This window comes from Azospirillum aestuarii, assembly GCF_016632405.1.
In the GTDB taxonomy this organism is placed as follows: domain Bacteria; phylum Pseudomonadota; class Alphaproteobacteria; order Azospirillales; family Azospirillaceae; genus Azospirillum; species Azospirillum aestuarii.
Genome location: NZ_JAEPIV010000008.1, coordinates 175,897 through 199,369, shown reverse-complemented (window position 1 = coordinate 199,369; position 23,473 = coordinate 175,897). Strand labels below are relative to the sequence as shown.

At 69.3% G+C, this 23,473-nt stretch carries 22 protein-coding genes and 1 riboswitch; of the genes, 8 read left to right on the top strand and 14 right to left on the bottom strand.

Going from position 1 to position 23,473, the window contains the following annotated elements:
• Positions 1-1,095 carry a TRAP transporter substrate-binding protein gene (locus tag JJL56_RS16740; RefSeq protein ID WP_145628899.1) on the top strand — a complete coding sequence of 365 codons (1,095 nt, stop codon included), beginning with the start codon at positions 1-3 and terminating at the stop codon, positions 1,093-1,095.
• Between the two features lie 57 nt (positions 1,096-1,152).
• Here the strand turns inward: JJL56_RS16740 and JJL56_RS16735 are convergent, their stop codons facing one another.
• From JJL56_RS16735 to JJL56_RS16705, 7 genes are all read right to left on the bottom strand, one after another.
• A complete protein-coding gene (locus JJL56_RS16735; RefSeq protein WP_145628901.1) occupies positions 1,153-2,823 on the bottom strand; it encodes a cation acetate symporter in 1,671 nt (556 codons plus the stop codon).
• The gene (locus JJL56_RS16730) at positions 2,820-3,131 is read right to left on the bottom strand and encodes a DUF485 domain-containing protein (protein ID WP_109071062.1); all 312 of its coding nucleotides are present in this window, start codon (positions 3,129-3,131) and stop codon (positions 2,820-2,822) included. The genes JJL56_RS16735 and JJL56_RS16730 overlap by 4 nt, the downstream gene beginning before the upstream one ends.
• A gap of 230 nt (positions 3,132-3,361) precedes the next feature.
• A complete protein-coding gene (locus JJL56_RS16725; RefSeq protein ID WP_145628903.1) occupies positions 3,362-4,129 on the bottom strand; it encodes a phytochelatin synthase family protein in 768 nt (255 codons plus the stop codon).
• Positions 4,130-4,191: 62 nt separating this feature from the next.
• Positions 4,192-4,704, bottom strand: a complete 513-nt coding sequence (locus tag JJL56_RS16720; protein WP_145628905.1) for a hypothetical protein — start codon at positions 4,702-4,704, stop codon at positions 4,192-4,194.
• An 88-nt stretch (positions 4,705-4,792) separates the two neighbouring features.
• On the bottom strand, positions 4,793-7,939 hold the full coding sequence (locus tag JJL56_RS16715) for a carbohydrate-binding domain-containing protein (RefSeq protein ID WP_200485685.1): 3,147 nt from the start codon (positions 7,937-7,939) through the stop codon (positions 4,793-4,795).
• A 335-nt stretch (positions 7,940-8,274) separates the two neighbouring features.
• Positions 8,275-9,504 carry an extracellular catalytic domain type 1 short-chain-length polyhydroxyalkanoate depolymerase gene (locus JJL56_RS16710; RefSeq protein ID WP_145628909.1) on the bottom strand — a complete coding sequence of 410 codons (1,230 nt, stop codon included), beginning with the start codon at positions 9,502-9,504 and terminating at the stop codon, positions 8,275-8,277.
• Positions 9,505-9,583: 79 nt separating this feature from the next.
• Positions 9,584-10,003, bottom strand: coding sequence for a CopG family transcriptional regulator (locus JJL56_RS16705; protein WP_145628911.1), 420 nt, complete (start codon positions 10,001-10,003; stop codon positions 9,584-9,586).
• A gap of 297 nt (positions 10,004-10,300) precedes the next feature.
• Here JJL56_RS16705 and JJL56_RS16700 point away from each other — a divergent pair, with 297 nt between their 5' ends.
• The gene (locus tag JJL56_RS16700) at positions 10,301-11,029 is read left to right on the top strand and encodes a hypothetical protein (protein WP_200485684.1); all 729 of its coding nucleotides are present in this window, start codon (positions 10,301-10,303) and stop codon (positions 11,027-11,029) included.
• 95 nt (positions 11,030-11,124) lie between these two features.
• A complete protein-coding gene (locus JJL56_RS16695; RefSeq protein WP_345772592.1) occupies positions 11,125-11,622 on the top strand; it encodes a hypothetical protein in 498 nt (165 codons plus the stop codon).
• Positions 11,623-11,640: 18 nt separating this feature from the next.
• On the opposite strand, the gene JJL56_RS16690 is transcribed toward JJL56_RS16695, so the two are convergent.
• Together JJL56_RS16690 and JJL56_RS16685 are read right to left on the bottom strand one after the other, a co-directional pair.
• A complete protein-coding gene (locus JJL56_RS16690) occupies positions 11,641-12,420 on the bottom strand; it encodes a hypothetical protein (RefSeq protein WP_200485682.1) in 780 nt (259 codons plus the stop codon).
• A 198-nt stretch (positions 12,421-12,618) separates the two neighbouring features.
• Positions 12,619-13,665 (bottom strand): TerC family protein, encoded by a 1,047-nt coding sequence (locus JJL56_RS16685; protein ID WP_200485681.1) that lies wholly within the window; start codon positions 13,663-13,665, stop codon positions 12,619-12,621.
• A gap of 540 nt (positions 13,666-14,205) precedes the next feature.
• A riboswitch (cobalamin riboswitch) is annotated at positions 14,206-14,424 on the top strand.
• Positions 14,425-14,540: 116 nt separating this feature from the next.
• On the opposite strand from JJL56_RS16685, the gene JJL56_RS16680 reads away from it, so the two are divergent.
• The 5 genes from JJL56_RS16680 to JJL56_RS16660 are packed head-to-tail and all read left to right on the top strand — an operon-like array spanning position 14,541 to position 19,816.
• Positions 14,541-16,454 (top strand): TonB-dependent receptor plug domain-containing protein, encoded by a 1,914-nt coding sequence (locus tag JJL56_RS16680; RefSeq protein ID WP_200485680.1) that lies wholly within the window; start codon positions 14,541-14,543, stop codon positions 16,452-16,454.
• Positions 16,451-17,299 (top strand): ABC transporter substrate-binding protein, encoded by an 849-nt coding sequence (locus tag JJL56_RS16675; protein ID WP_200485679.1) that lies wholly within the window; start codon positions 16,451-16,453, stop codon positions 17,297-17,299. Before JJL56_RS16680 ends, JJL56_RS16675 begins: the two co-directional genes overlap by 4 nt.
• Positions 17,296-18,303 (top strand): FecCD family ABC transporter permease, encoded by a 1,008-nt coding sequence (locus JJL56_RS16670; protein ID WP_200485678.1) that lies wholly within the window; start codon positions 17,296-17,298, stop codon positions 18,301-18,303. The genes JJL56_RS16675 and JJL56_RS16670 overlap by 4 nt, the downstream gene beginning before the upstream one ends.
• Positions 18,303-19,106: an ABC transporter ATP-binding protein gene (locus JJL56_RS16665; RefSeq protein WP_211111887.1), complete on the top strand. Its 804-nt coding sequence runs from the start codon at positions 18,303-18,305 to the stop codon at positions 19,104-19,106. The genes JJL56_RS16670 and JJL56_RS16665 overlap by 1 nt, the downstream gene beginning before the upstream one ends.
• Complete coding sequence (locus JJL56_RS16660; RefSeq protein ID WP_200485676.1) at positions 19,103-19,816, top strand: DUF6925 family protein; 714 nt, start codon at positions 19,103-19,105, stop codon at positions 19,814-19,816. Before JJL56_RS16665 ends, JJL56_RS16660 begins: the two co-directional genes overlap by 4 nt.
• Positions 19,817-19,877: 61 nt before the next feature.
• Here the strand turns inward: JJL56_RS16660 and JJL56_RS16655 are convergent, their stop codons facing one another.
• Genes JJL56_RS16655 through JJL56_RS16635 form a run of 5 tightly spaced genes read right to left on the bottom strand, consistent with a single transcriptional unit; the run spans position 19,878 to position 23,445 of the window.
• The gene (locus JJL56_RS16655) at positions 19,878-22,016 is read right to left on the bottom strand and encodes a heavy metal translocating P-type ATPase (RefSeq protein WP_200485675.1); all 2,139 of its coding nucleotides are present in this window, start codon (positions 22,014-22,016) and stop codon (positions 19,878-19,880) included.
• Positions 22,013-22,375: a YtxH domain-containing protein gene (locus JJL56_RS16650; protein ID WP_200485674.1), complete on the bottom strand. Its 363-nt coding sequence runs from the start codon at positions 22,373-22,375 to the stop codon at positions 22,013-22,015. Before JJL56_RS16650 ends, JJL56_RS16655 begins: the two co-directional genes overlap by 4 nt.
• Positions 22,368-22,712: a hypothetical protein gene (locus JJL56_RS16645; RefSeq protein ID WP_145628934.1), complete on the bottom strand. Its 345-nt coding sequence runs from the start codon at positions 22,710-22,712 to the stop codon at positions 22,368-22,370. The genes JJL56_RS16650 and JJL56_RS16645 overlap by 8 nt, the downstream gene beginning before the upstream one ends.
• A complete protein-coding gene (locus JJL56_RS16640; RefSeq protein WP_200485673.1) occupies positions 22,709-23,107 on the bottom strand; it encodes a hypothetical protein in 399 nt (132 codons plus the stop codon). Before JJL56_RS16640 ends, JJL56_RS16645 begins: the two co-directional genes overlap by 4 nt.
• Positions 23,104-23,445, bottom strand: coding sequence for a cation transporter (locus JJL56_RS16635; RefSeq protein WP_145628936.1), 342 nt, complete (start codon positions 23,443-23,445; stop codon positions 23,104-23,106). Before JJL56_RS16635 ends, JJL56_RS16640 begins: the two co-directional genes overlap by 4 nt.
• Positions 23,446-23,473 lie beyond the last annotated feature (28 nt).

Here is a 23,473-nt window from a genome sequence, read left to right as displayed (position 1 = left end):
ATGAAACGTCGTTCCTTCCTCGCCAGCGCCGGGGTCGGTCTGGCCGCCAGCACCGTCGTCGCCGCACCGGCCATCGCGCAGAGCCAGCCCGAGATCAAGTGGCGCATGGCGTCGAGCTACCCGAAGAGCCTCGACACCATCTTCGGCGGGGCGGAGCTGATCGCCCGCCGGGTCGCCGCCGCGACGGACAACAAGTTCCAGATCCGCACCTTCGCGGCGGGCGAGATCGTGCCGGCGCTCCAGGTGCTGGACGCGGTGCAGAATGGCACGATCGAGTGCGGCCAGTCCGCCGCCTACTTCTACATCGGCAAGGACCCGACCTTCTGCTTCGACACGGCCATGCCCTTCGGCCTGAACACGCGGCAGCACATCTCCTGGATGATGCACGGCGGCGGGCTGGAGCTGATGCGGGAGCTGTTCCGGGAGCATAACATCTACAACATCCCCGCCGGCAACACGACGGCCCAGATGGGCGGCTGGTTCCGCAAGGAAATCAAGACGGTGGAGGATCTCAGCGGCCTCAAGATGCGGGTCGGCGGGCTGGCCGGGCAGATCATGGGCAAGCTGGGCCTCGTCCCGCAGCAGATCGGCGGCGGCGACATCTACCCGGCGCTGGAACGCGGCACCATCGACGCGGCGGAATTCGTCGGCCCCTACGACGACGAGAAGCTGGGCTTCCACAAGGTCGCCAAATACTACTACTCGCCGGGCTGGTGGGAAGGCTCCGCCCAGATCCCGCTGATGATCAACATCACCGCGTGGGAGCAGTTGCCGGACTCCTACAAGACGATCCTGGAGCAGGCCTGCTGGGAAGCGAACACCTGGATGATCGCCAAGTACGACGCCGTCAACGCCGCGGCGCTGAAGCGTCTGGTGGCCGGCGGCGCCCAGCTTCGCGCCTTCCCGCGCGACGTCATGATGGCCTGCGAGAAGATCGCCAACGAGCTGTATGACGAGCTGTCGGCGAAGAACCCGCGCTTCAAGAAGGTCTATGAGGCGTGGAAGCCCTTCCGCGACGAGGAGCGGCTGTGGTTCCGCGTCGCCGAGAACAGCTTCGACTCCTACGTCTATTCCCAATCGGCGCAGCGCCGCTGAGGAAAGCACGGCCCCTCCCCTTCTTGGCGAAGGAGAGGGGCCGCATTGTTCACAAGGTCAATGCGAGGCCGCGCCGGCCGCCCCCAGCCCCGTTTCCGACCGGATGTACTGGTACTCGTAGGCCTTCGCCTCCGCCGCCGCCCGCGCGCTGCGGTCGGTGACCGAGAAGACCCAGGTCGACGCGAAGGCGATCACCATCGAGAACAGCGCCGGATGCTCGTAGGGGAAGATCGGCGCCGGGAACTTGAAGACGCTGACCCACACGGTCGGCCCCAGCACCACGAAGGCGACGCAGCTCACCAGACCGGCGAAGCCGCCGATGAAGGCGCCGCGCGTGGTCAGGCCCTTCCAGAAGATCGACAGGATCAGCACCGGGAAGTTGACCGACGCCGCCAGACCGAAGGCCAGACCGACCATGAAGGCGATGTTCTGGTTCTCGAACAGCAGGCCCAGCGTGATCGCGATGACGCCCAGCGCCAGCGTGGCGAGGCGTGACACGCGCATCTCCGACGCCTCGGTGGCGTTGCCCTTCTTGATGACGCGGGCGTAGAGGTCGTGGCTGACCGCCGACGCGCCGGCCAGCGTCAGGCCGGCGACCACCGCCAGGATGGTGGCGAAGGCGACCGCCGAAATGAAGCCCAGGAAGATGTTGCCGCCGATGGCCTTGGACAGGTGGATGGCCGCCATGTTGCCGCCGCCCAGGATCTTGCCCGCCGCGTCCAGATAGGCCGGGTTGGTGCCGACGATCACGATGGCGAGGAAGCCGATGGTCACCGTCAGGATGAAGAAATAGCCGATGAAGCCGGTGGCGTAGACGACCGACTTGCGCGCCTCCTTGGCGTCCGGAACCGTGAAGAAGCGCATCAGGATGTGCGGCAGCCCCGCCGGACCGCACATCAGCGCGAGGCTGAGCGACACCGCGGCGATCGGATCGGTCATGGCGACGCTGGGGCGCAGGATGGCGGCGTTCGCGGCATGGGCGGCGACGGCCTGCTGGAGCAACCGTTCCGGGTTGAAGCCGAACTGCGCCAGCGCCAGCCCGACCAGCACGGTGCAGCCGCCGAGCAGCATCACCGCCTTGATGATCTGCACCCAGGTGGTCGCCAGCATGCCGCCGAAGGTGACGTACAGGATCATCAGCACGCCGACCATCACGACGGCGTAGGTGTAGTCCAGGCCGAACAGGAGCTGGATCAGCTTGCCCGCCCCGACCATCTGCGCGATCAGGTAGAAACAGACCACGGTCAGCGATCCGACCGCCGCCAGCGAGCGGATCGGCGTCTGGCCCAGCCGGTAGGACGCCACGTCGGCGAAGGTGAAGCGGCCCAGGTTGCGCAGCCGTTCGGCGATCAGGAACAGCATCAGCGGCCAGCCGACCAGGAAGCCGATGGTGTAGATCACCCCGTCGAAGCCCTTGGCGAAGACCATGCCCGACAGGCCGAGAAAGGCCGCCGCCGACATGTAGTCGCCCGCGATGGCCAGCCCGTTCTGGAAGCCGCTGATGCCGCCGCCCGCGGTGTAGAAGTCCGACGCCGAGCGGGTGCGCTTGGATGCCCAATAGGTGATGCCCAGCGTGCCCGCGACGAACAGCAGGAACATGGCGATGGCCGTCACATTGACCGGCTGGCGCTCCACCGCCCCATCGATGGCGGCGGCGAAAGCGGACCCGGCCGCCAGCACCGGCAACAGCGCGGCGGAGGCGGAAGCGAGAAGACGCGCGGCGCTCATCGGCCCACCTCGTTCAGCAGGTCGCGGTTCATCGCGTCGTAGCGGCTGTTGGCGCGCAGCACGTAGACGCCGGTCATCAGCGAGCAGAAGACGGTGATGACGATGCCGGCGGCCAGACCGACCGGAAAGGTCATGCCCTCGGCCAGCGGGCGCGCCATCAGTTCGGGCGCCAGCGCCGAAGCGAACACGAAGGCGTAGTAGACCGCCAGGACGATCAGCGCCAGCCGCCAGCTGAAGCGTGCGCGGCTCGCCGTCATCGCGGCGAACTTCGGGTTGGACAGCACCCGCTCGTAAATCTCGTCGGACATGATGTTCATCGCTTTTCGTGAAGCCCAGGCATTGCGCATCGCAGCAATACCTTGGGTGCATGGCAGCAAAAAGCGAAATTAAATTTCTTAGACTGCGAAATGACGAAAGATTCGGCCGAAACTGCCCCTGTTTAACCGAACGCCAGTTAATTATTAGCCGGGTCGCGGTTGATCCATGGGCGTGGAATGCGACAACCGGTCGCGCTGCGCCGCAACATGAGCCAACGCTGTTATCCCGCCGTCCGCCCCTTCAGCCGCACATGGATCAGGCCGCTGCCGGTGGGATCGGAGCGGTCGGGCTTCACCATCGCCTCCAGCAGCTTCTCGTCGCTCGACCAGTAGGGCACGTACCACAGCCGGTCCACGTCCATGACCAGCACCCGGTGGGTTTCGGCGTCGTAGGCGCCGAGCGGCGCGATATGCCCCACCGTGGCGTCGCCGGTCAGCGTGCCCTGGTCGTAGGCCAGCAGAATGATGTCGCTGTCGTCGCGTTCGTTCTCGTCCAGGATGCGTCGCAGTTCGCCCAGCGTTTCGGGCGACGTGTCCTTGGGACGGAAGACCTCCACCGTGGCGTCCAGGCCGAAGGCGTCCACCGATTTCTGGACCAGCCCGGCGAAATCGGCGAAGGAGACGCCGTCGCCGTTCTCCGCGGTGGCCGCCTTCCAGCCGTCGTCGTCGACCTCGTTCAGCACCCGCGTCTGGGTGACCAGGCGGTTGGACGAGAGCGGCGGCAGGCCGCGCAGCGCGTTGATCATCATCGCCACACTGGCGACCGAACAGGCGCTGCCCGTCTGCTGGGCCGTGTAATAGGGCATCATCGCCCAGAAGTCCGGTGCCCCGGACTTGCGCAGATGCTCGCGGTCCTGGGTCATTGGCACGGCGTCCGGCCCGAACTTCGGCTTCGTCTCGCTCTGCGCGTCCTGCGCCGCGACGGGCTGGCCCGCCAGCAAGGCGAACGCGCACAGGGCCAGCAGAGCCGAGCGGAACGGTGCTTTCATCGTCGGCGTCTTCATCGCCAGCGTTTTCGTCAATGGTGTCACGGTGGATGCCTCTGCCGGCTTTAGCCGGACGGGGTGGGCCTTGGCGGGATGGTCTGCGGCACGAGCGCCATGCAGTTCTGCACGACCGCGGCGCAGGCGCCCAGCGACGACGCCCGGTAGACCAGCCGCTCGACGGCCCCGTTCCTCAAGGTGAAGGTCGCTTCGCACCGGTTGTCCACCACGTCGCCAGCGCGCGGAGGGTAATAGTCCCACGGGTCGTAGTCGAGCCCGCGATGACGCCAGCCGGGATAACCCCACGGATACCCCCATCCGTATCCCACCGGCGGCGGCGGTGGGGCGTAGTAGTCGATGGAGCCCGCCTGGTAGGTGAAGAACTCCAGGGCGCCGCTGGCCGCCTGCCGGTGCGGCACCCCGGCACAGGAGAGCAGCGTTCCCTTGGGCATGCCGACCAGCGCGCTCTGGGCGGCCAACGCGACGTCGGCCCGGGGATCGGCGCACCCCGCCAGCCCCCCGGCCACGGCGAGCAGAAGGACGGCGGCGGACCGCCGCAAGGCGTGTGGACGCGGGAGCACGGGCGGAGCCTCCTTCCCCGGGACATATCCCGGAAGAACAAGCCTCCGCCCGCTTTTGATCCCGCTTTCGCCCCGTCCGGGCCTGGGATCAGGCGTCCCAGAAATGCGGCATGCCGTCCGACGCCGTGTGGCCGCTCTGGCCGATCATTGCCCAATCCAGGTCATGGATGCCCATGGCCAGCGCCGGGGAGTCCGCCTGCAGCGAGTAGTCGCCCCAATAGGGGTTGTTGAACAGCGGCTTGCCCGTCACGTCGTTGTCGCCGTAGCGCGGCACGTTGTGGACGAGGTTGCGGTCGATCAGCGGGTTCCCGGCGGTCAGCAGCTCCATGTAGTCGTCCAGCGGCAGCGTCCCGCTGATGAGGTTGCCGGTGATGGTGTTGTTGCGCGGCAGGCCGGGATCGCCGTGCTTGGGCGCCCAGCCGACGCGGATGAACTCCTCGGCGTTGCTGGCGATGATCGAGAAGTTGTTGGTGACGAGGTTGTTGTCGCCGCCGTGGATGTGCACCCCGGCCAGCCCGGTGTCCTTCAGGAAGTTGCCGGTCACCGTGACGCCGCCGGCCATGTCGTCCAGATAGATGCCGAAGCCCTTGTGGTTGGTCAGCCACTGGTCGGTGTTGCTGGTCGCCAGCCCGCCCACGCTCTCCACCCAGTTGCCGCGGATGATCGTGCCGGTGTCGACGCTGGACCGGCCCAGCACCTCGATGCCGCCGCCGTCCGCCGTCTCCAGGTTGGAATTGGTGACGCGGTTGTACTCGATGACGTTGTTGCGGTTGATGTTGCTGGAGTCCCAGTTCTTCAGCGAGATGCCGTAGCGCGCGCTGGAGTCCACGTCGTTGTGGGCGATCAGGTTGTTGTCGACCCCGGTGCCGATGATGCCGGCGACCCCCTTGCGCACCTCGCCGACGTGGGAGATGTCGTTGGCGTAGACGGTGTTGCCGTTGCTGCGCCCGTCCAGCTCGATGCCGTTGACGGCCAGATGCTCCAGCGTGTTGCCGCCCACCAGATTGTTGGAGGAGGCCGCGGTCAGCTTGATCGCCGTGCCGACGTTGAGGAAGCTGTTGTTGCCGATGCTGTTGCCCGACGCCCCCTTCAACTCCACCGCGTAGCCCCAGGTGGTGGTGTTGGTGAAGCCCAGCCCTTCGATGGTCACGTCGCTGCTGCCGTTCAGGCGGATCAGCGTGCCCAGCCGCGCCACCTCGACGCCGTCCTGCGCCAGAGTGGCCGGGTTTTCCGGCTTGAACACCAGCGACTTGTCCGACGCGCGCCACGCGAACTCGCCCGCCTGATCGACGAAGGACGGGTTGTTCAGCAGCTTGTAGGTCGTCCCCTCGGCGAAGGGCAGCGAGGTGCCGTTCTTCAGCGTGATGGTGCGGGTGGCGTCGTTGACGCCGGCGATCTCGGTCAGCGTGTCGGACAGCCGCTCGGCGTCCATCAACTGGATCTTCATGCCGGGGATGATGTCGCCCGACGACATGTCGCCGGTGTGGTAGCGCACCGACCAGCCGCTGGGGCCGCCGTTTGCCGCGTCGGCGAAGTACCAGCCGGTGGTGGTGGGGTTGTCGGCGTGGACGATGCCCTTGCTGGCCAGCGTCTGGCGCACCCCGCCGATGGTCAGGTCGAGGTCGGTGGCCTGCGACAGCTTCGCGGAATAAATCCCCTTGCCCTCGCTGACGAAGTTGGTGACCTTCTCCGCCCCGTTCAGCACGGGAGTCTCGCCGGGATAGTTGCGGAAGCTGTGGCCGTTGTCGGCACCGGTCAGCTCCAGCGTTTTGGTCAGGCGGTAGATGCCCTCGCGCACATAGGTCGTGTCGACGTCGCTGTCCCGCATGGCGTCGCGGGCGCGTTCCAGCGAGGCGAAGGGACCGTCGGTGCCGTCGGCGTTCGGCGCCGACAGCTTGCCCGACCAGCTGTCCTTGCCGTTGGCCGCGACGTAGAAGGCCGGGCCGGACGGCGCCGCCGGGGGCGGTTCGGCCGAGGGCTGGAACAGCGACGCCGGGGCGTCCACGTTCAACGCACCACCCCAGAACAGCCCTTCCTGCCCCTTCACCACGTCCTTTCCATCCACCGCCCCCTTGTCATAGGTGACGATGCTGTCGGTCGCCGCGACGGTGTGGCCGTTGATCGACACCGACTTGACGAACAGGTTGCGGTCCTGCCCGTTCACCATGGAATCGTTGTCGTAGTGGACCTGGATCTTGTGGGCTTCCTTGGCGTCCAGATCGACCGTGAAGCTGAAGGGCTGCGGGTCGCTGGACGTGGCGCGGCCCTCGCCGACCACCTTGCCGTCGACCAGCAGCTTGAAGTGCGGCGCCACCCCGCCGGCCGACTGGCCCCAGGCGGTGACGACGATGTCCGTCGGCGTCAGCGTGACCGGCGGCGGCGGCGGCGGCGGCGGGACGTAGGGGCCGCCGAAATACTCCTCCGGCACGCCGAAGGTCAGGGCACCGCCCCAGAACAGCCCTTCCTGGCCCGCGACCACGAACTTGCCGTCCACCGGCCCCTTGTCGTAGGACGCCATCGGGGAGGTCGCTTTGATCTCCTGCCCGTCGATGGTGATGCCCTGGACGAACAGATTGCGGTCCTGGCCGTTGACGGTGGCGTCGTTGTCGTAATGGATCTGGATCTTGTGGGCCTCGTTGGGGTCCACATCGACCTTGAAGGTGTAGCCGGTCGCGCTGGTCGCGCCGACCCAGGCGTCGCCGACCACCTTGTCGTCCACCAGCAGCTTGAAATGCGGCGGCGTGCCGTTGGCGGCGGCGCCCCAGGCCTTCACGACGATCTCGGTCGTCATGGTGGCCGGCGCTTCGGGTTCGGGTTCCTGCGCGCTGGCGAACATGGTCTTGGGCAGATCGACGTTCAGCGCGCCGCGCCAGTACATTTCGGTCTGCCCGGCGATGACGTTCTTGCCGTCAATGTCACCGGTGTCGTAGGTCACCAGCGGGTCGATGCTGAGGATCGGTTTCCCGTTCACCTCGAACGACTTGACGAAGAGGTTGCGGTCCTCCCCGTTCACGGAGCCGTCGTTGTCGTACTGAAGCTGAAGTTTGTGCGCCTGATCGGCCGGAACGCGGGCGGTGAAGCTGTAGCGGCCCAGCGACGCCGACGCGACGGTCGCTTCTCCGATCTCCACCCCATCCAGCCGCAGCACGAAATGTGGCCACTTTCCGCCGGCGGAAGCGCCCCAGGCGTTCACCGTGAAGGTGACGTCCATCAGTTCGGTAGTTTCGGCAGCCATCTCGGACCTCATAGAACTCTAGACAATGGTCTTAGCCCAGAGGTTGAGGTGCCGTGCTTAACGAGAAAATAAGAATCTTGGTAAAAAATATGTTAACGCAGGTGATTCCCGTGGCAAAATTGCGCCTTCCACAGTCTGAACGAAGTGTTTCCACATTATCGTGAAAGTCTAAACATGAATAGACAGGCAACCAGGGCCCAAGCTTAAGCTTCCCTTCGCGGCGAGGCGGAAGCGCGGCCTTGGCGATGGAAGGAGCTTCTTGCCGCGAAGCCGCGCTGAACTGATCCGCAATCCATGGACGTCTCGCAGATGCGAGACGTCCTTCTCGGCGGTGGTTATGACGCGGACGACCGGCGTCGCGGGTTATCGAGGAAGAAGCGCAGCATCTCCCTTGAGGCGTCCGGACCACGCGGATCGGTGTAGGAACCGGCTGGGCTGCCCCCCGCCCAAGCGTGCCCGGCACCCTGGATCGTCCACTGCTCGCACAGCGCATGACCGGAGGCGTCCATGTGGAGGCTGCGGGTGTAGCCGTGCCCATCCGGCACCCGGCCATGCTCCACCGTCGTCCGCAGCCCCGCCGCGCTCGCCTTGGATTGCGCGATGACGTCGTCACCGTTGCGCGGATGCACCGTGCCGTCGCGGTCGCCGTGAAAGACGATGGTCGGCACAGGTTGAGCGAACGGCCGCCCCACCGCTCCACCACCCTGACGCATGGCCGCGAATGCGGAGGGGATGTCGTGGGCGACGCCTTGGGGAAGACCGGAATGCACCCCGATGGCGGCATAAAGGTCGGGATAGGCCGCTCCCATGATGACCGCCGCGGCCCCCCCGGCCGAGAGCCCGGCGGCGAACACGCGGTCGGCGTCGACGGCATGGTCGCTCATGACCTGTCTGGTGATTCCCGCGATCAGCGAGGGCTCGCCGTCGCCGCGCCGCTGGTCGACGGGGTTGAACCAGTTCCAGCACCTCTGGGCGTTGGCCGAGGACGGCTGCTCCGGGTAGACGATCAGGCAGCCGTGCTCCTCCGCCAGCCGGTTCATCCGGGTGCCCGCGGCGAAGTCGTCCGGCGACTGGGTGCAGCCATGCAGCATCACCACCAGGGGAAGCGGCTGGCCGTCGCGGCGGTTGGCCGGGACATAAAGTCTGTAGGAGCGTGTCCCGGCCGCGTTGCCGTAGGACGCCGCGGTGAAGGAGGCGCCGTCCGGCAGTGGATCGGCGGCCGGACGGGCGACGCCGCCCATCCCAAGGTCGAGGCCCGCCGGCATGGCGCGGGCGGCGAGGCCGCGCAGGGTCTCGCCAAGGCCGGCCCGCGGTCCGGGATGGAGCCGGCCGGCGAAGGCGCCGGTGGGCTTGAAGGCCGCGGCGCGGCGCGGCGGCGCGTCCGGACCGTCCGGTGGGGTGTCCACCCGAAGCGGCTCGACGTCGATGACGGTCGGACCGGCACCGGGAGGCGCGTCGGACGTCCCCCGCAGCAGGCGTTGAATGAGGGCGGTTGCCCCGGTGAGGTCGCCGGCCCGGGTGAGGCGCAAAGCCTCGGCCATTCCGGCGGGAACGCGGTCGGTCATGTCGGGAGCTTTCTGTGCTCGGACGGGGGCATGCGGGAAAGCCCCGCCCGTCATCTTTCGGGAATGCGGCCTTGCGCCTTCAGCGCATGCGGTCCGCAAGAGCCGCCTTGACGGCGCTGCTGGCGTGCAGCGCCCCCAGCACGGCGATTGAGGCGATGGTGGCGCGGGCGAGGTCCGGGGTGACGTCCTGGGCGATCGTGGCCAGCCCGAGGACACGGATGTCGAGCATCTCTCCGGCATCCCGTGCCGCCTCCAGATCGCCGCGGCTGTAGTGGCGCAGGCCGAGATCGACGCGTTTGCGCGTCACCGCCTGCCGCAAGGCGTCGCCATGGCGGTCGATCTGGTTGCGGATGGCGGTGCGGATGAGGTCCGTGCGGTTCGCATAGAACCCCTCCTGCACCAGCAGATCGATGTGGCCGAGGTCGACATAGCCGAGGTTGATCGTGATCTTCTCGCTGTCTCCGACCTTCAGCTTCGTTTCGCGGGCGTTTTCCGACATCCCCTTACCATCCTTCCACCATCCAGATGGATGGTAGATGGCGATGAAGGCGCACCGTTCAAGGGGGAGGGCGTCGTCATAACGGCGAACGGTTCAGGACCCGTCGGCGGTGAAGATCCCGACCGCAGCTTTGATGCGCATTCCGCCAACGCACCCGTCTCGAACAATTGATCGCACGGCTTGTTGACAACCCCTCATTGTGAAATACTGGCGCGCCCATCCCTTGAAGCGCGCCTTCCGGCCGACGGACCGGAATCGGCGGGCTTCCGTCTTCAGGAACACGGAAAGGCAGGCAGGATGCGCTCTGGACGACCGAGCATCGGCCGCAAGCCGGATGCCGCTCTCGATCTGAACGCCGCGTTCGATCGGCGTGACACGCTGTTCACCCGAGCCGCGGAACAGATGTCCGACATCGTCGCCAATCCGCCCAGCGGCCCCTACGCCTTCGAGCTGCTGAACGGCGGCATCCGTGAATTGTCGAGCCTGATGATCCGGCAACTGCCCTTGACGACGGCGCGCGAGGCGCGCCTTGCCCACGCCCTCTGCCAGGAGGGGATCGTCGAGGACTCGAAGGCCCTGGCCCTTGGGGAAGGCGTGGCGTTGTTCCTCGACCGGCTTCAATCCGCCGCCGATCATGTGGGAATCGGTCCGGCCGCGGACCACCCTCCGGTGCCGGGCGCCATGGCGGCGCCCCCCGCGCAGGGCTTGGATGGGGTTCTCGCCAAATTGCGGGCGTGCCGCAGCGCGATGGCGGACCAGGGGAACGGCCCCGACACACTGGCCCCCCTTCTGGACGAAGCCGTGGCGGCCCTGGAGCGCATGGCGCTGCAGGAGGCCGTCGCACGCTTCGACAGCGCGGCCGACGCCTTCGAGGCGGCGATGCCGAAGGCCCTGCCGAGCAAGCCGACCGAGCGGATGCTCGCCGCCGGGGCCAAGGCGGGGAGTGTGGCCCTGGACGCGGCGCGGCGGATCTATCAGGCGATGGCGTCGGAATTTCTGTCGCCGAGGAAAGGGGTCGGGGAGTGACGGACGCCTTGCCCATCACGCCGTCACTGACCGCTTCCTTGATAAAGGATCGCACCGGCAGGGAGCGCAGGTCCTGGCCGCTTGCCCGCGGTCTGGTGAGCATCCTGCGCGGCCGCCGCGGCGACCCGCCGCCCCAACCGTCGGAGACCCATGTCGACATCCACCGTCAGCCCTTCCGCTCGGCGCTGGACTGGCACCAGGACATGGTCGCCGTGTGGAAGCGGAATCCCATTTTCGGTCCGGGCCTGCACGACGACCTGAAAAGCGCGGGTCTGCTGCCGCGCTGCGTCATCCTGACGTCGCGGGACGGCGGGCCGCTGCGCTTCCGTTACATCGGGGAGCCGACCCGCCGGGTCTTCGGCGACCGCTGGGCCGACCAGAACATCGGCAAGCCCCATCTCGAGGACGTCCACAGCGCCTACGCGCAGGCCATCGACGCGCAGTACCGGGAGGCGGTGGAGGGCGGGGAGCCGGTGTACAATCACCTGGTGATCACCGGACTTCCCCGGCCGCCCGTCCATTACCGGCACCTCCTGTTCGGCTGGTCGCTGGGCCATCGCCGTCAGGCCCTGCTGGCGCTGATCGATTCCTGAGGCGGACGGACCTCTCCGTCAGGCCGCCTGGGCGAGGTCCGCGGCGAGTTGCGCCAAATCGCCCAGGAACTGCGCACGGCTGAACCGCACAAGGTGCATCGGCAAGGTCTTCAGGCCGACCTGATTGTAAGTGATGCCCGGCTCGTCGTCGATGTGGCGCGGCCCCATCTTCCGCTCCGCCCAGACCGGGACGATGTCGGGATCGACGACCGAGATGAACCAGGTCGGCGACCACAGCAGCCACGCGGCCAGCTTGTTCACCCGCTGGCAAATCGGGAACAGCCCGCGGCCCTGGAAATCGGGGCGCGTCCATCCCGCGTTCGTCCACACCACCCGACCGCGGGTGCTGTTGGCGGTGTCGGACGTGCAGGTGCACCATTCGCCGTCCGGAGCCTGCACGGCGGGCTCGTCGTAGAACACCGTCATGGCGGTGAAGCGCTCACCGATGGACTGCATCGTGCAATCGTAGAGCAGCCCGGCCTGGGCGGTGACCACATCGCCGGAGGGGGCCGTCCCGCAGATCCAGAAGGCGTTGGCCGGCGTCAGGGAGCGGCAGGCCGGATGGGCCGCCGGAAGCATCGGTTCCCAGGAGCCCGCGGCCACCGCCGCCTCGTTGACGCGCACCAGCGCCGGCATGTCGAACACGACGGAAAGCGCGACCCCGCGGGCGGCCGCCAAGCCGACGAGGTCATCGCGGGCGGCCTGGAGCAGGCCGGACAGGGGTCCCGACGGAACGGGGAGAGCGGACAGGGCGATGGAGGCCGGTTGCGTGCCGGTAAACTGCGTGCCGGTGAACATGGATGTCTCTTCCTTGAGTTGGAAAGGAGTGGCATCAAGCGCCAAACGGGGCGCGATCCGCCCCGCGCATCCACATCATCGTCGCAGCGAAACCGGCATTACTACTTTTACGGATGCCGTCACCCGGAAACGCGCGGGGCGCCCGATCCACCGGACCGGACGCCCCGCCTCTTCCCGTCCGCCCTTGGATCGGGCGTCTTACTGGCCCTTGCCGTCCGAGGACACCGCGGCCGCCTCGCTGGAGGAGGCCGGCGTGGAACCACCGGCCCCCTTGGCCGGGCTGCCGGGCACCCACCAGCGGCGGGCCTCGGCGTCCGCCGCGCCCGGCGTCGATTCGGCGCGGGTCTTCAGCATCGAGAAGACGATGGAACCGCCGACCAGGAAGGCCGTGATGCCCAGCGCCACCGCCGTCGGCATCTTGTAGATGTCCACCATCATCATCTTGGCGCCGACCACCACCAGAACCAGCGACAGGCCGTACTTCAGGTAATGGAAGCGGTGGATGACCGAGGCCAGCGCGAAGTAGAGGGCGCGCAGGCCGAGGATCGCGAAGACGTTGGAGGTCCAGACGATGAACGGATCGGTGGTCACCGAGAAGACCGCCGGGATGGAGTCCACGGCGAAGACCAGATCGGTGAATTCGATCAGGATCAGCACGAGGAACAGCGGCGTCATCATCCGCACGCCGTCGCGCATCACGAAGAACTTCTGCCCCTCGTAGCCGTCGGTCATGCGGAAGCGGGAGCGGACGAACTTGACGATCCGGTTGTTCTCCATGTCCGGCTCGTCGTCCACCGACATCAGCATCTTGATGCCGCTGAAGATCAGGAAGGCGCCGAAGATGTAGATGATCCAGTGGAATTCCTGGATCAGCGCCGTGCCCGCCACGATCAGCACGCCGCGCATCACCAGCGCGCCCAGGATGCCCCAGAACAGCACCCGGTGCTGGTATTGCGGCGGCACCGCGAAATGCGTGAAGATCAGCGCGATGACGAAGATGTTGTCGACGCTCAGGCTGTATTCGATCAGGTAGCCGGTCAGGAACTCCAGTCCCTTCTCGGAGCCCTGAAAATGAAAGACGCCGGCCGCGAAAATCATCGCCAGCGTGGAATAGGCCGCGCAGCGCATCAGCGCCTCGCGGCCGGAGATCACATGGGATTTCTTGGAAAATACACCAAGATCAAAGGCCAAAAGCACGCCAACGAAGACGGCGAAGCCGGCCCACATTAAAACGATCTGGTCCATGGAACTGTCCCTTGCTTCATGCACTCCGCTCCCGCAAGCGGAGACTTCGATCGTCACATGAGCAGTCCGACATCACCGATGCGCCACGGCGGGACGCATCGGCCAGAGGGGCCCGGACTGGAATCGTGACCGCAAGGTCTGCGGCCAATGAGAAAGCGCGCGCAACGGCTCGGCCGCGGCGCGTCAGGTCACCCGTCTCCATCGTTCGCCGTGGAGACGTGGCGGTCGGTCAGGATGTTGGTTCGGTGCGGTCCATGTCGATGTCTCCCAAAGGCCCGTCGGGTGCCGTCGTCCGGCGGTGGACCTTGTGGGGGAGCGGGACCCAGGGGGAAGAACAGGGCCAGCTTCCGCAAGGCCGCGCCAAGGCGACGGCTCAATGGGAAGTCCGACATCACAGCGCCGGGCGACGCTGCCAGAGGGGCCCGGACCTCGACCGTCATGTAGTCAGGCCCCGGCCCGGCGACAAGAGGGGGGCATGGCCTTCGCGACCCGTGATCGGCGTATCGGCGGAATGCGGCTTGACCGGAGCCGTTCCGCCCGCGTAGCTTCGCATCCGACGGTTGCCCGAAAGGGCTGAAAATGGGAACACGGTGCGGACCCCGCGGCGAAACGCCGCGCGAAGGTCCAACGCCGGGGCTGCCCCCGCAACTGTAAGCGGCGAGTCGTCCATCGGAATGCCACTGGGATCGCGATCCTGGGAAGGCGATGGGCCGACGATAACCCGTGAGCCAGGAGACCTGCCGTCAGTCGTGGTCACACGCGAACACGTTCGGGCGGGGTGCACCGAAGGTCGTCGAACCGGGAGTCCGTTCGCGGAAACCCTGGTGGGACTTCGTTCGCGGTGACGTGCCACCGGCGTCCCGCCCGAGGTCTCAATGAGTGTCCGCGTTCCCCGCCTTCACCGGACGGCGTCCTTCGCCGCCGTTCTGGGAAGCCTTGCCCTTCCCCTATCGGCCTTCGCCGATTCCACCACCATCACGATGCTTCCGCCGGTCTCGGTGACCGCCAACCGCGTCCCCACCGCCGCCGGGGAAACCGGCAGCGCCCTGACCGTCATCACCCGTCAGGAACTGGAGCAGCGCCAGACCCACCTGCTGTCCGACGCACTGCGCGCGGTGCCCGGCGTCGCCGTCAACCGCACCGGCCCGATGGGCACCCTGACCCAGCTCCGCATCCGCGGGTCGGAGGGCAACCAGACGCTCGTCCTGATCGACGGGATCGAGGTGAACGACCCGGCGTCCGGCTCCGAATACGATTTCGCCAACCTGCTGGCCGGCGACGTGGAGCGCGTCGAGGTGCTGCGCGGCCCGCAGAGCGCGCTCTACGGCTCCGACGCGGTCGGCGGCGTCGTCAACATCGTGACCCGCCGCGGCGCCGGCGTCCCCCGGATCGGCGCCGCCGTCGAGGGCGGGTCCTTCGGCACCGCCGCCGGGCGGGCCTCCTTCGGAACGGGGACCGACCGCTACGACCTGTTCCTCAGCGGCCAGGGCGTCACCAGCGACGGCGTGTCGGTCGCCGACAAGCGGCTCGGCAACCCGGAGAAGGACGGCTACCGCAACGGCACGCTGACCGGAAACGCCGCCGTCCGCCCGACCGAGCGCAGCGAGATCACCGTGACCGGCCGCTACACCCGCTTCCGCGCCGACACCGACGGCTTCGTCGGCGGGCGCGGCGCCGTCGATGACGGGACCAGCACCGCCGGGGAGCAGTATTTCGGACGGCTCCAGGGCAAGATCGCCCTTCTCGACGGGAAGTGGGAGCACATCGTCGGCCTGACCCATGGCCGCCAGCAGCGCGACTACCGCGACGCCGCCAAGACGGTGACCAGCCGTTACGACGGGCGCAAGACCAAGGCCGACTACCAGACCAACCTGACGCTGAAAAGCGGTCCCGCCGACCATGTGCTGACCGCCGCCGTGGAGCGTGAGGAGGACAAGGCGATCAGCCGCAGCGCCTTCTCCAGCTTCGACCGCTCCATCGGCTCCACCGGGCTGGTGGGCCAGTACAAGCTGGGCCTGTTCGACCGGCTGACCCTGACCGGCAGCGTCCGCCACGACGGGAACGACCTGTTCCGCGACGCCACCACATGGCGCACCACCGCGGCCTACCGCGTCGAGGGCAGCGGGACGACGCTGCGCGCCTCCTACGGCACCGGCGTCAAGAATCCCACCCTGTTCGAGCTGTACGGCTACACCGCCACCTACGCCGGCAACCCGAACCTGAAGCCGGAGCGGGTGCGCGGCTGGGACGCCGGCTTCGATCAGTCGCTGTGGGGCACACGGGCCTCCGTGGACGGCACATGGTTCGACCAGCGCATCCGCGACCTGATCACCGGCACCGGGCGGACTTCCGTCAACATGCCGGGCGAATCCCGCATCCGCGGCTTCGAAATGGGGCTGTCGGTGGAGCCACTGGACCGGCTGACCGTCCGCGGCTCCTACACCTGGACCGACGGCGAGGATTCCGCGGGGGCGGAGCTGGTGCGCCGGCCCAAGCAGATCGCCAGCCTGACCGTCAACCACCGCTTCCTGGAGGACCGGGCGAACGCCAACCTCAGCGTGGTCTACAACGGGCGGTCCAGCGACTGGGCCTACGATCCCTTCTACAACCGGCAGGTCGTGAGCCTCACCCCCTACACGCTGGTCAACATGGCCGGGTCCTACGCGCTGTCCGAGGGGATCGAGGTCTTCGGACGCGTGGAGAACCTGTTCAATCGCCGGTATCAGGAGGTCTGGACCTACGGCGCGACGGGCCGGGCCGGGTATCTCGGGCTGCGGCTGTCGCTGTGAGGCCCACCCGTCTCGGGCTGGCCGCCGCCCTCCTGCTGATCGCGGGGGGGCCGGCGGCGGCGTGGGAGGCGCCGCCCGCAAAGCCGCAGCGCATCGTCTCCCTGAATCTGTGCGCCGACGAGCTGCTGTTGCGGCTCGTCGGGCCGGAGCGCCTCGCCGCGGTGACGTGGCTGGCGCGCGATCCCCGCGCCTCCACGGTGGCGGATCTGGCGGCGCGGGTGCCGGTCAACCACGGGATGGCGGAGGAGATCCTGCCGCTCAACCCCGACCTGATCGTCGCCGGGCGCTACACCACGCGGGTCGCGGTCGGGCTGCTGACGCGGCTGGACGCGCCGCTGCTGGAGCTGGACGTCCCGCAGAGCGTGGCCGGGGTGAAGGAGCAGATCCGCGGCCTCGCCCGCGCCGTCGGCGAGCCGGAACGGGGGGAGGCGCTGGTCGCCGACCTGCTCTCCCGCCTCGACGCCCCGCCCCCCGCCGCGCCGGGGCCGCGCCCGACCGCGGTGGTCTTGCGGCCCAACGGCTTCGTCGCCGGGTCCGGGTCGCTGGTGGACGAACTCCTGACCCGCGCCGGGCTGGAAAATCTGGCCGACCGCCTGCCGCTGGGCAGCCAGGGCGCCCTGCCGCTGGAGGCGGTCATTCTGGGCGGGGCGGACATGCTGATCGTCGACGCCGCACCCGACGCGCCGCCGTCGCTGGCCGGTGCCCTTCTGCATCACCCTGCCCTGAAAGCTCTAAAACATCAGGTCCGCACCCTGTCGCTGCCAACCCGCCTGTGGACCTGCCCCGGCCCGCAGATCGCCGAGGCCGCGGAACGGCTGGCCGCCGCGCGGGAGGCCGCACCATGAGCCGGGACTCCCGCATCCCCTACGCCGCCCTGGTCGCCGGGCTGACGGGTCTGGCGCTGGCGCTCTGCGCGGTGTCGGCGGCGGTCGGCTATGTGCCGTTCGACCTGGGCGCCGCCCTGTCCGACTGGCTGGCCGGGCGCCCCACCCTCGGCGCTCTGGTGCTGGCCGAGCTGCGCCTGCCGCGCGCCCTGCTGGGCCTGCTGGTCGGCTTCAGCCTGGGGCTGACCGGTGCGGCGATGCAGGGCTGGCTGCGCAACCCGCTGGCCGAGCCGGGGCTGGTCGGCGTGTCGAGCGCGGCGGCGCTGGGCGCGGTGATCGTCTTTTACAGCGGCCTGTCCGCCGCGCTGTCGCTGGCCCTGCCGCTCGGCGGCATGGCCGGAGCCGCCACCGCCGCAATTCTGCTGAACCTGATGGCGGCGCGGGGGGCCGGAACGACGGCGCTGGTCATCGGCGGCATCGCCATCAACAGCCTCGCCGGGTCGCTGACCGCGCTGGCCCTCAACCTCGCCCCCAACCCCTACGCGGCGCTGGAGATCGTGTTCTGGCTGATGGGATCGCTGGCCGACCGCGGCACCGACCAGCTCTGGCTCGTCCTGCCGCCGATGCTGGCGGGCTGGGCGCTCTGCCTGTCCGGCGCCCGCGCGCTCGACGCGCTGACCCTGGGGGAAGACGCGGCGCGCAGCCTGGGCTTCGACCTCACCGGGCTGCGCGTCCGGCTGATCGCCGGGGCGGCGCTGGCGGTGGGCAGCGCGGTGTCGGTCACCGGCGCCGTGGGCTTCGTCGGGCTGGTGGCCCCGCACCTGATGCGCCCGCTGGCCGGGGCGCGGCCCGGACGGCTGCTGCTGCTGGCGGGTCTGGCCGGGGCGTGCCTGACCCTGGCCGCGGACATCGCGGTCCGGCTGCTGCCGACGCGGCCCGAACTGAAGCTGGGCGTGGTCACCGCCCTGATCGGGGCGCCCTTCCTGATCGTCCTGATCGCCCGGCTGCGGCGGGAGGAGGCGTGATGCGCATCGAAACCCACGGCCTGTCCGCCACCGCCGGCGGGCGGACCATCCTGACGGACGTCAATCTCGCCATCAGGCCCGGCGCCTTCACCGGCCTGATCGGTCCGAACGGCGCCGGCAAGACCACCCTGCTGCGTCTCCTCGCCGGTCTCGCCGAGCCGGCGGCGGGCCGCGTCACCTACGATGGAAGGTCCGCTGCACAGGTCGGACGGCGGGCGCTCGCCCGCGGCATCGCCTATCTGCCGCAGAGCGGCCCGGTGCATTGGCCGCTGCGCGCCGAGGCGCTGGTGATGCTCGGCCGCCTGCCCCACCGCGGCCCGCTGGGCGGAATCACCGCGGCGGACCGCGCGGCGGTGGAACGGGCGCTGTCCATCGCCGACGCCGCGCACCTGCGCGGGCGGATCGTCGGCACCCTGTCGGGGGGCGAGCGGATGCGCGTCCTGCTCGCCCGCGCCCTGGCGACCGAGGCGCCCGTCCTGCTGGCCGACGAGCCGGTCGCCGCCCTCGACCCCGGCCACCAGCTCGCCTGCATGGCGCTGCTGCGCGACACCGCCCGCCGGGGAAGCGGCGTGGTGGCGGTGCTGCACGACCTGACCCTGGCCGCCCGCTTCTGCGACCGGCTGATCCTGCTGTCGGAGGGCGGCGTGCGGGCCGATGGGCCGCCCGACCAAGTGCTGACCGACGACACCCTGCGCGCCGCCTACGGCATCGCCGTCCACCGTGGCGAGGCCGGCGGCGAACCCTTCCTGCTTCCCTGGCACGCCCTGCCATCCCCGAATTCCGTAACGGAGACCACCCGATGAGTGACCTGTCCTCCCTGCTGCGCGACGCGCTGAACGATCCGGCGACCGGCTGGAGCCTCGGCGCGTTCGGCGCCATCGCGGAGTTCATCCGCGACCCGGACGAACCCGTCGTCCTGCGCAGCGACGGCCCGGAGCTGGAGGCGCGGACCGCCCGCGGCGGGTTGCGTCTCCGCCCCACCCCGGCCATCCGCCCGGTGCCCTACCGGACGCGCAACGGCAGCCTCGCCGTGGCCCTCTGCCTGCCCTGCCACGTCGGCGCCATGAACCGGCGCGGCGTGGTGACCGAGCTGGGTCCCGACCACGCGGCCATCGCCGAGGCGGACCGCGGCGCCCTGCTGTTCGACCTTGGACTGGGCGTCTTCCAGACCGACGTCTGCGTGCGCAGCGCCGACCCCGCCACCATCGCCCGCCTGCGCGCGGTGGTCGGGACGGAGCTTCTGGCGCCGGGCAACCCCTTGCCGCCCGACCTGCCGGCGCTCAGCCCCGACCGTGTCTTCATCGGCCCCTTCGGGCGGATCGAGGTCAGCCAGCCGATCCCGCCGCCCGACGGCCGCAGCCCGGAGGGTCCACACACCCACGTCCTGCCGAAGCTGCTGGCCCACAACCGGACCCACGCGGCGACCGTCCCGATCCCGGACGGCTGGGTGCCCAGCCTGTACCTGTCGCCGCGCGCGGAGTCCTTCGCCGCGTGGGAGGGGCTGGGGCGCTGAGGTCCTGCCCCCTCCCTAACCCTCCCCCTCTACGAGGTGGAGGGGACTGCAGCCGCTTCGCTCAAGCCCCCCTCCCCCGCGAAGCGGGGGAGGGTTGGGGAGGGGGCACCGACGCCGCCGGCGCCCGGCGCAGCGCGTTCAACAGAATCCCGATCGTCGTCCCGTTGTGCAGCACGGCGGTGCCCACCGGGGACAGCAGGCCCAGCGCGGCGGCGCCGAGGATGGCGCTATTCAGCCCCACCGTCAGGCGGTAGTTGCGGGCGATCAGCGCCATGGCGGCGTTGGCCGTCTCCTTGGCGTCCGCCACCCGCTCGATCCGGTCCTCCAGAAGCGCCACGTCGGCGGTCAGGCGGGCGATGTCCGCCCCCTTCTGCATGGCGATGCCGACATGGGCGCCGGCCAGCGCCGGGGCGTCGTTGATGCCGTCGCCGACGAAGGCGATGCGCGCGCCGTCGCGGCTCAGGTCCTCGATGATGCGGGCCTTGTCGGTGGGCAGCAGGTCGGCGTGGAAGCCGTCGAGACGCAGCTCCGCGGCCAGCTCGGCGGCGCGGTCGCGGTGGTCGCCGGTCAGCATCAGGACCCGCGTCACCCCCGCCCGCCGGAGCCGCGCGATGGTCGCCGCGCTGGCCGCCCGCACGCTGTCCTTCAGCGCCAGCACGCCGACCAGCACCCCGCCGAAACCGATGAACAGCAGCGTCTTGCCGTCGCGGTGCAGCGCGTCGATGGCCTCCCGTTGGGCCGTCGTGTCGATGCCCTCGTCGTCCTCGATGAAATGGCGGGAACCGACGACGATGCGCTTGCCGTCGATGACGCTGGCCACCCCGTGGGCGACGATGAACTTCACCTCCTGATGGTCGAAGTGGCGGTTGTGGGTCTCCTTGGCGGCGTTGACCACGGCCATCGCCAGCGGGTGGAAGTAATGCTCCTCCACCGAGGCGGCGAGGCAGATCAGGTCGTCGGGGCTGAAGGTCGGGTCGAAGGCGATGGAATCGGTCACCTGCAGATCGCCGGTGGTCAGCGTGCCGGTCTTGTCGAAGATGACCGTGTCGGCCTGGGCCAGCCGTTCCAGCGCGTTGGCGCCCTTGATCAGGATGCCCCCTTGGCCCGCCCCGTACATGGCCGACTTGAAGGCCACCGGGGTCGCCAGCTTCAGCGCGCAGGAATAGTCGGCCTGGAGCACCGACGCGGCGCTGCGCCAGTCGCCGGTCATCAGGAAGGAGCCGCCGGCCAGCTTCAGCACCGTGGGCACCAGCCGGTCGGCCAGCCGCGCCGCGTCGAGCTGCGCCTCGCTCTTGGCGGTCAGCGACTGTTCGACGTAATCGGCGATGCGGGCGGCGGCGGTGTGGCTGCCGACATGCTCGGCGTAGACGACGAGCCGCCCTTCCTCCATCAGCGTGCCGGACAGGACGGCGGAGCCGCGCTGCTTGACCACCGGGGCGCTCTCGCCGGTCATGGCGGCCTCGTTGACGGTCGCCTCCCCGCTCAACACCGTGCCGTCCACCGGGATCACCGTTCCGGCGCCGATCACCACGCTGTCGCCGACCATGACGGTGTCGGCGGGCACTTGGATTTCCATGCCGTCACGCAGCAGCCACACCTGATCGCTCGACGGGCGCAACAGCCGTTTCAGCAGCGCGTCCGAGCGGCGGGCGATGGAGTCCTCCATATACTCGCCGAGCGCCAGCATGAAGACGGTGGTGTTGGCCGCGGTGAAATCCCGCCGCGCCAGGGAGATCGACACCGCCGCAGCTTCCAGCACGTGGGAGTTGACGCCCTCCCGCCCATAGATGGCCATGCCCTCCCGCAGCATCGGCATCGCGATGGCCAGCGACAGCGGCAGGCGCAGCGGCATGGGCAGCAGGAAGCCGCCGACCAGCGTGGCGAGGCTGCGGGCCAGCGCGGCGCCGTGATTCTCACCGCCCTCCGCCGCCGGGGCGGGCGGGGCCGCTTCGGGAATCGGCAGGGCGGCCAGCGCGAGGCACAGCGCCGTGGCGTCCGTCACCGCCGGATCGTAGCGTAGGGCCAGCGACCGCGCGGCGCGGCTGACCCGAACCGACGTCACCCCGGCGACCGCCTCCACCACCCGCTGCAGGGTCGCCTCGTCAGCGGGGGTGCCGGGACGGCAGGCGTAGCGCAGCCGGATGCGCCCCGGAACCCGATGGACCGGCTCCAGCCGCAGGAACCAGGGCAGGCCGCTCATGAGGCTCCGGCCTGTTCCGCCTCCAGCTCGGCCTGGAGGTCGGCCATCTGCTCCTTCATTTCGGCGAGGCCGCCGGCGAGGTTGCCGTACAGCTTCAGGCCGGACTTCACGATCTTGCCGCGCAGCTCCTCGTCGGACAGCACATAGGCCGCCGCCGCCCCGACCAGAAGCCCGACCAGGAACTGCTCGGACCGGCGCGACGGCAGAAGACCGCTCAACCCGCCGAGAAGCCCCTGCCCCCGCGCCATTCCGGCCCCCATGCGACCTCCAATGGGGGCGCCGTTGGCGGCCATGGCGGCTTCATACTGGCGCTGCTGCTTCTTCAGCTTCTTCAACGCCTTCTTGGTCTTCTTAGCCATGGGGGTCCTCGTTCTTCGGCAATTCTTGCGGCAGCTCGTCCGCCGGATTCAGCAGATGTTCGATCATCACCACACCCGCCGCCCCGGCGGCGACCGCCAGGGCGAGGCGCGCGTAGTCGCGGTTGCGCAGGGCGTCGGCGGCAAGGCTGGCGGCGGCCAGCGCCGCACCGCCCTGCAGACCGTGGCGCAGGATGGTGCGCGGCGCGGGAGGCTCGGCGCCCGTCACCCAGCGGTCCTGGACGGCGGTCAGCAGGCCGGTCGCCACCATGCCGCGCGTGAAGTCGGCGGCGAGCGTGCCGGAGCCCCGCGCCTTGCCGCGCCGCTTCGCGCGCTTCACGCGGCCCCCGAGGCGGCGGACGGCGTCGGTTCGGTCTTTGCCGGCTCCGCCGCATCGGTCTTTGCCGGCTCCGCCTCGGCGGGCACCACGGGTTCGGCAACCACGTCTTCCACCGTCTCATCAACCGCCTCATCCACCGGTGTGACGAGGCGGGAGCGCAGACCGGCGGAGGTCCGCTCGATGGCCAGCAGGCCGGTGACCGCGGCCTCGCGCACCGCGGTCCGGGCCTTGCCGGCACCCTCGCGGGCGGCGGCCTTCACATCGACGGCCTTGACGTCGGTGGCCCTGAGGTCGGCGATCTTGGGATCGGCCTTGGCCTTGGCGTTCTTCACCATCCGGACGCCGATGGCCCCGGCGATCACACCGGACGCGAATGTCAGAAGCGGCAGCATCATGGTCTCCTTTCCGGCACACCGCCGGCAAAGCCGGCGGTGGCGATGCGCAGCAGCGTCCCGGCCGCCGCGCTGGCTTCCCCGCGCAGCAGATCCGGCCACGCCGAGGGCGGGATCACCGTGGGGTCGTATTCGATGGTGCAGGACCGGGCGAGCGGGTTCAGCGCGACGGAACGGATGCCCTCCGCCCCGGATAGCGCCCGGTGCAGCGCCTTGGCGTCGTCCGCCAGCGCCGCCAGATTGCGCTCCGCGGCGCCGTCGAGCTTCAGCCGCACCCGGCCCGGAATGTGGTGCGCGATGGTCAGGGCGGCGGCCAGCCGGCTCAGGAATTCGTCGGGCATGCTCGGGTCGCGCTCGGTCATTGAAAGC

Coding starts and splice junctions, on each gene's coding strand:
- JJL56_RS16740 (WP_145628899.1), top strand. CDS start 1: ATGAAACGTCGTTCCTTCCTCGCCAGCGCCGGGGTCGGTCTGGCCGCC.
- JJL56_RS16735 (WP_145628901.1), bottom strand. CDS start 2,823: ATGAGCGCCGCGCGTCTTCTCGCTTCCGCCTCCGCCGCGCTGTTGCCG.
- JJL56_RS16730 (WP_109071062.1), bottom strand. CDS start 3,131: ATGTCCGACGAGATTTACGAGCGGGTGCTGTCCAACCCGAAGTTCGCC.
- JJL56_RS16725 (WP_145628903.1), bottom strand. CDS start 4,129: ATGAAAGCACCGTTCCGCTCGGCTCTGCTGGCCCTGTGCGCGTTCGCC.
- JJL56_RS16715 (WP_200485685.1), bottom strand. CDS start 7,939: ATGGCTGCCGAAACTACCGAACTGATGGACGTCACCTTCACGGTGAAC.
- JJL56_RS16710 (WP_145628909.1), bottom strand. CDS start 9,504: ATGACCGACCGCGTTCCCGCCGGAATGGCCGAGGCTTTGCGCCTCACC.
- JJL56_RS16705 (WP_145628911.1), bottom strand. CDS start 10,003: ATGTCGGAAAACGCCCGCGAAACGAAGCTGAAGGTCGGAGACAGCGAG.
- JJL56_RS16700 (WP_200485684.1), top strand. CDS start 10,301: ATGCGCTCTGGACGACCGAGCATCGGCCGCAAGCCGGATGCCGCTCTC.
- JJL56_RS16690 (WP_200485682.1), bottom strand. CDS start 12,420: ATGTTCACCGGCACGCAGTTTACCGGCACGCAACCGGCCTCCATCGCC.
- JJL56_RS16685 (WP_200485681.1), bottom strand. CDS start 13,665: ATGGACCAGATCGTTTTAATGTGGGCCGGCTTCGCCGTCTTCGTTGGC.
- JJL56_RS16680 (WP_200485680.1), top strand. CDS start 14,541: ATGAGTGTCCGCGTTCCCCGCCTTCACCGGACGGCGTCCTTCGCCGCC.
- JJL56_RS16670 (WP_200485678.1), top strand. CDS start 17,296: ATGAGCCGGGACTCCCGCATCCCCTACGCCGCCCTGGTCGCCGGGCTG.
- JJL56_RS16665 (WP_211111887.1), top strand. CDS start 18,303: ATGCGCATCGAAACCCACGGCCTGTCCGCCACCGCCGGCGGGCGGACC.
- JJL56_RS16660 (WP_200485676.1), top strand. CDS start 19,103: ATGAGTGACCTGTCCTCCCTGCTGCGCGACGCGCTGAACGATCCGGCG.
- JJL56_RS16655 (WP_200485675.1), bottom strand. CDS start 22,016: ATGAGCGGCCTGCCCTGGTTCCTGCGGCTGGAGCCGGTCCATCGGGTT.
- JJL56_RS16650 (WP_200485674.1), bottom strand. CDS start 22,375: ATGGCTAAGAAGACCAAGAAGGCGTTGAAGAAGCTGAAGAAGCAGCAG.
- JJL56_RS16640 (WP_200485673.1), bottom strand. CDS start 23,107: ATGATGCTGCCGCTTCTGACATTCGCGTCCGGTGTGATCGCCGGGGCC.
- JJL56_RS16635 (WP_145628936.1), bottom strand. CDS start 23,445: ATGCCCGACGAATTCCTGAGCCGGCTGGCCGCCGCCCTGACCATCGCG.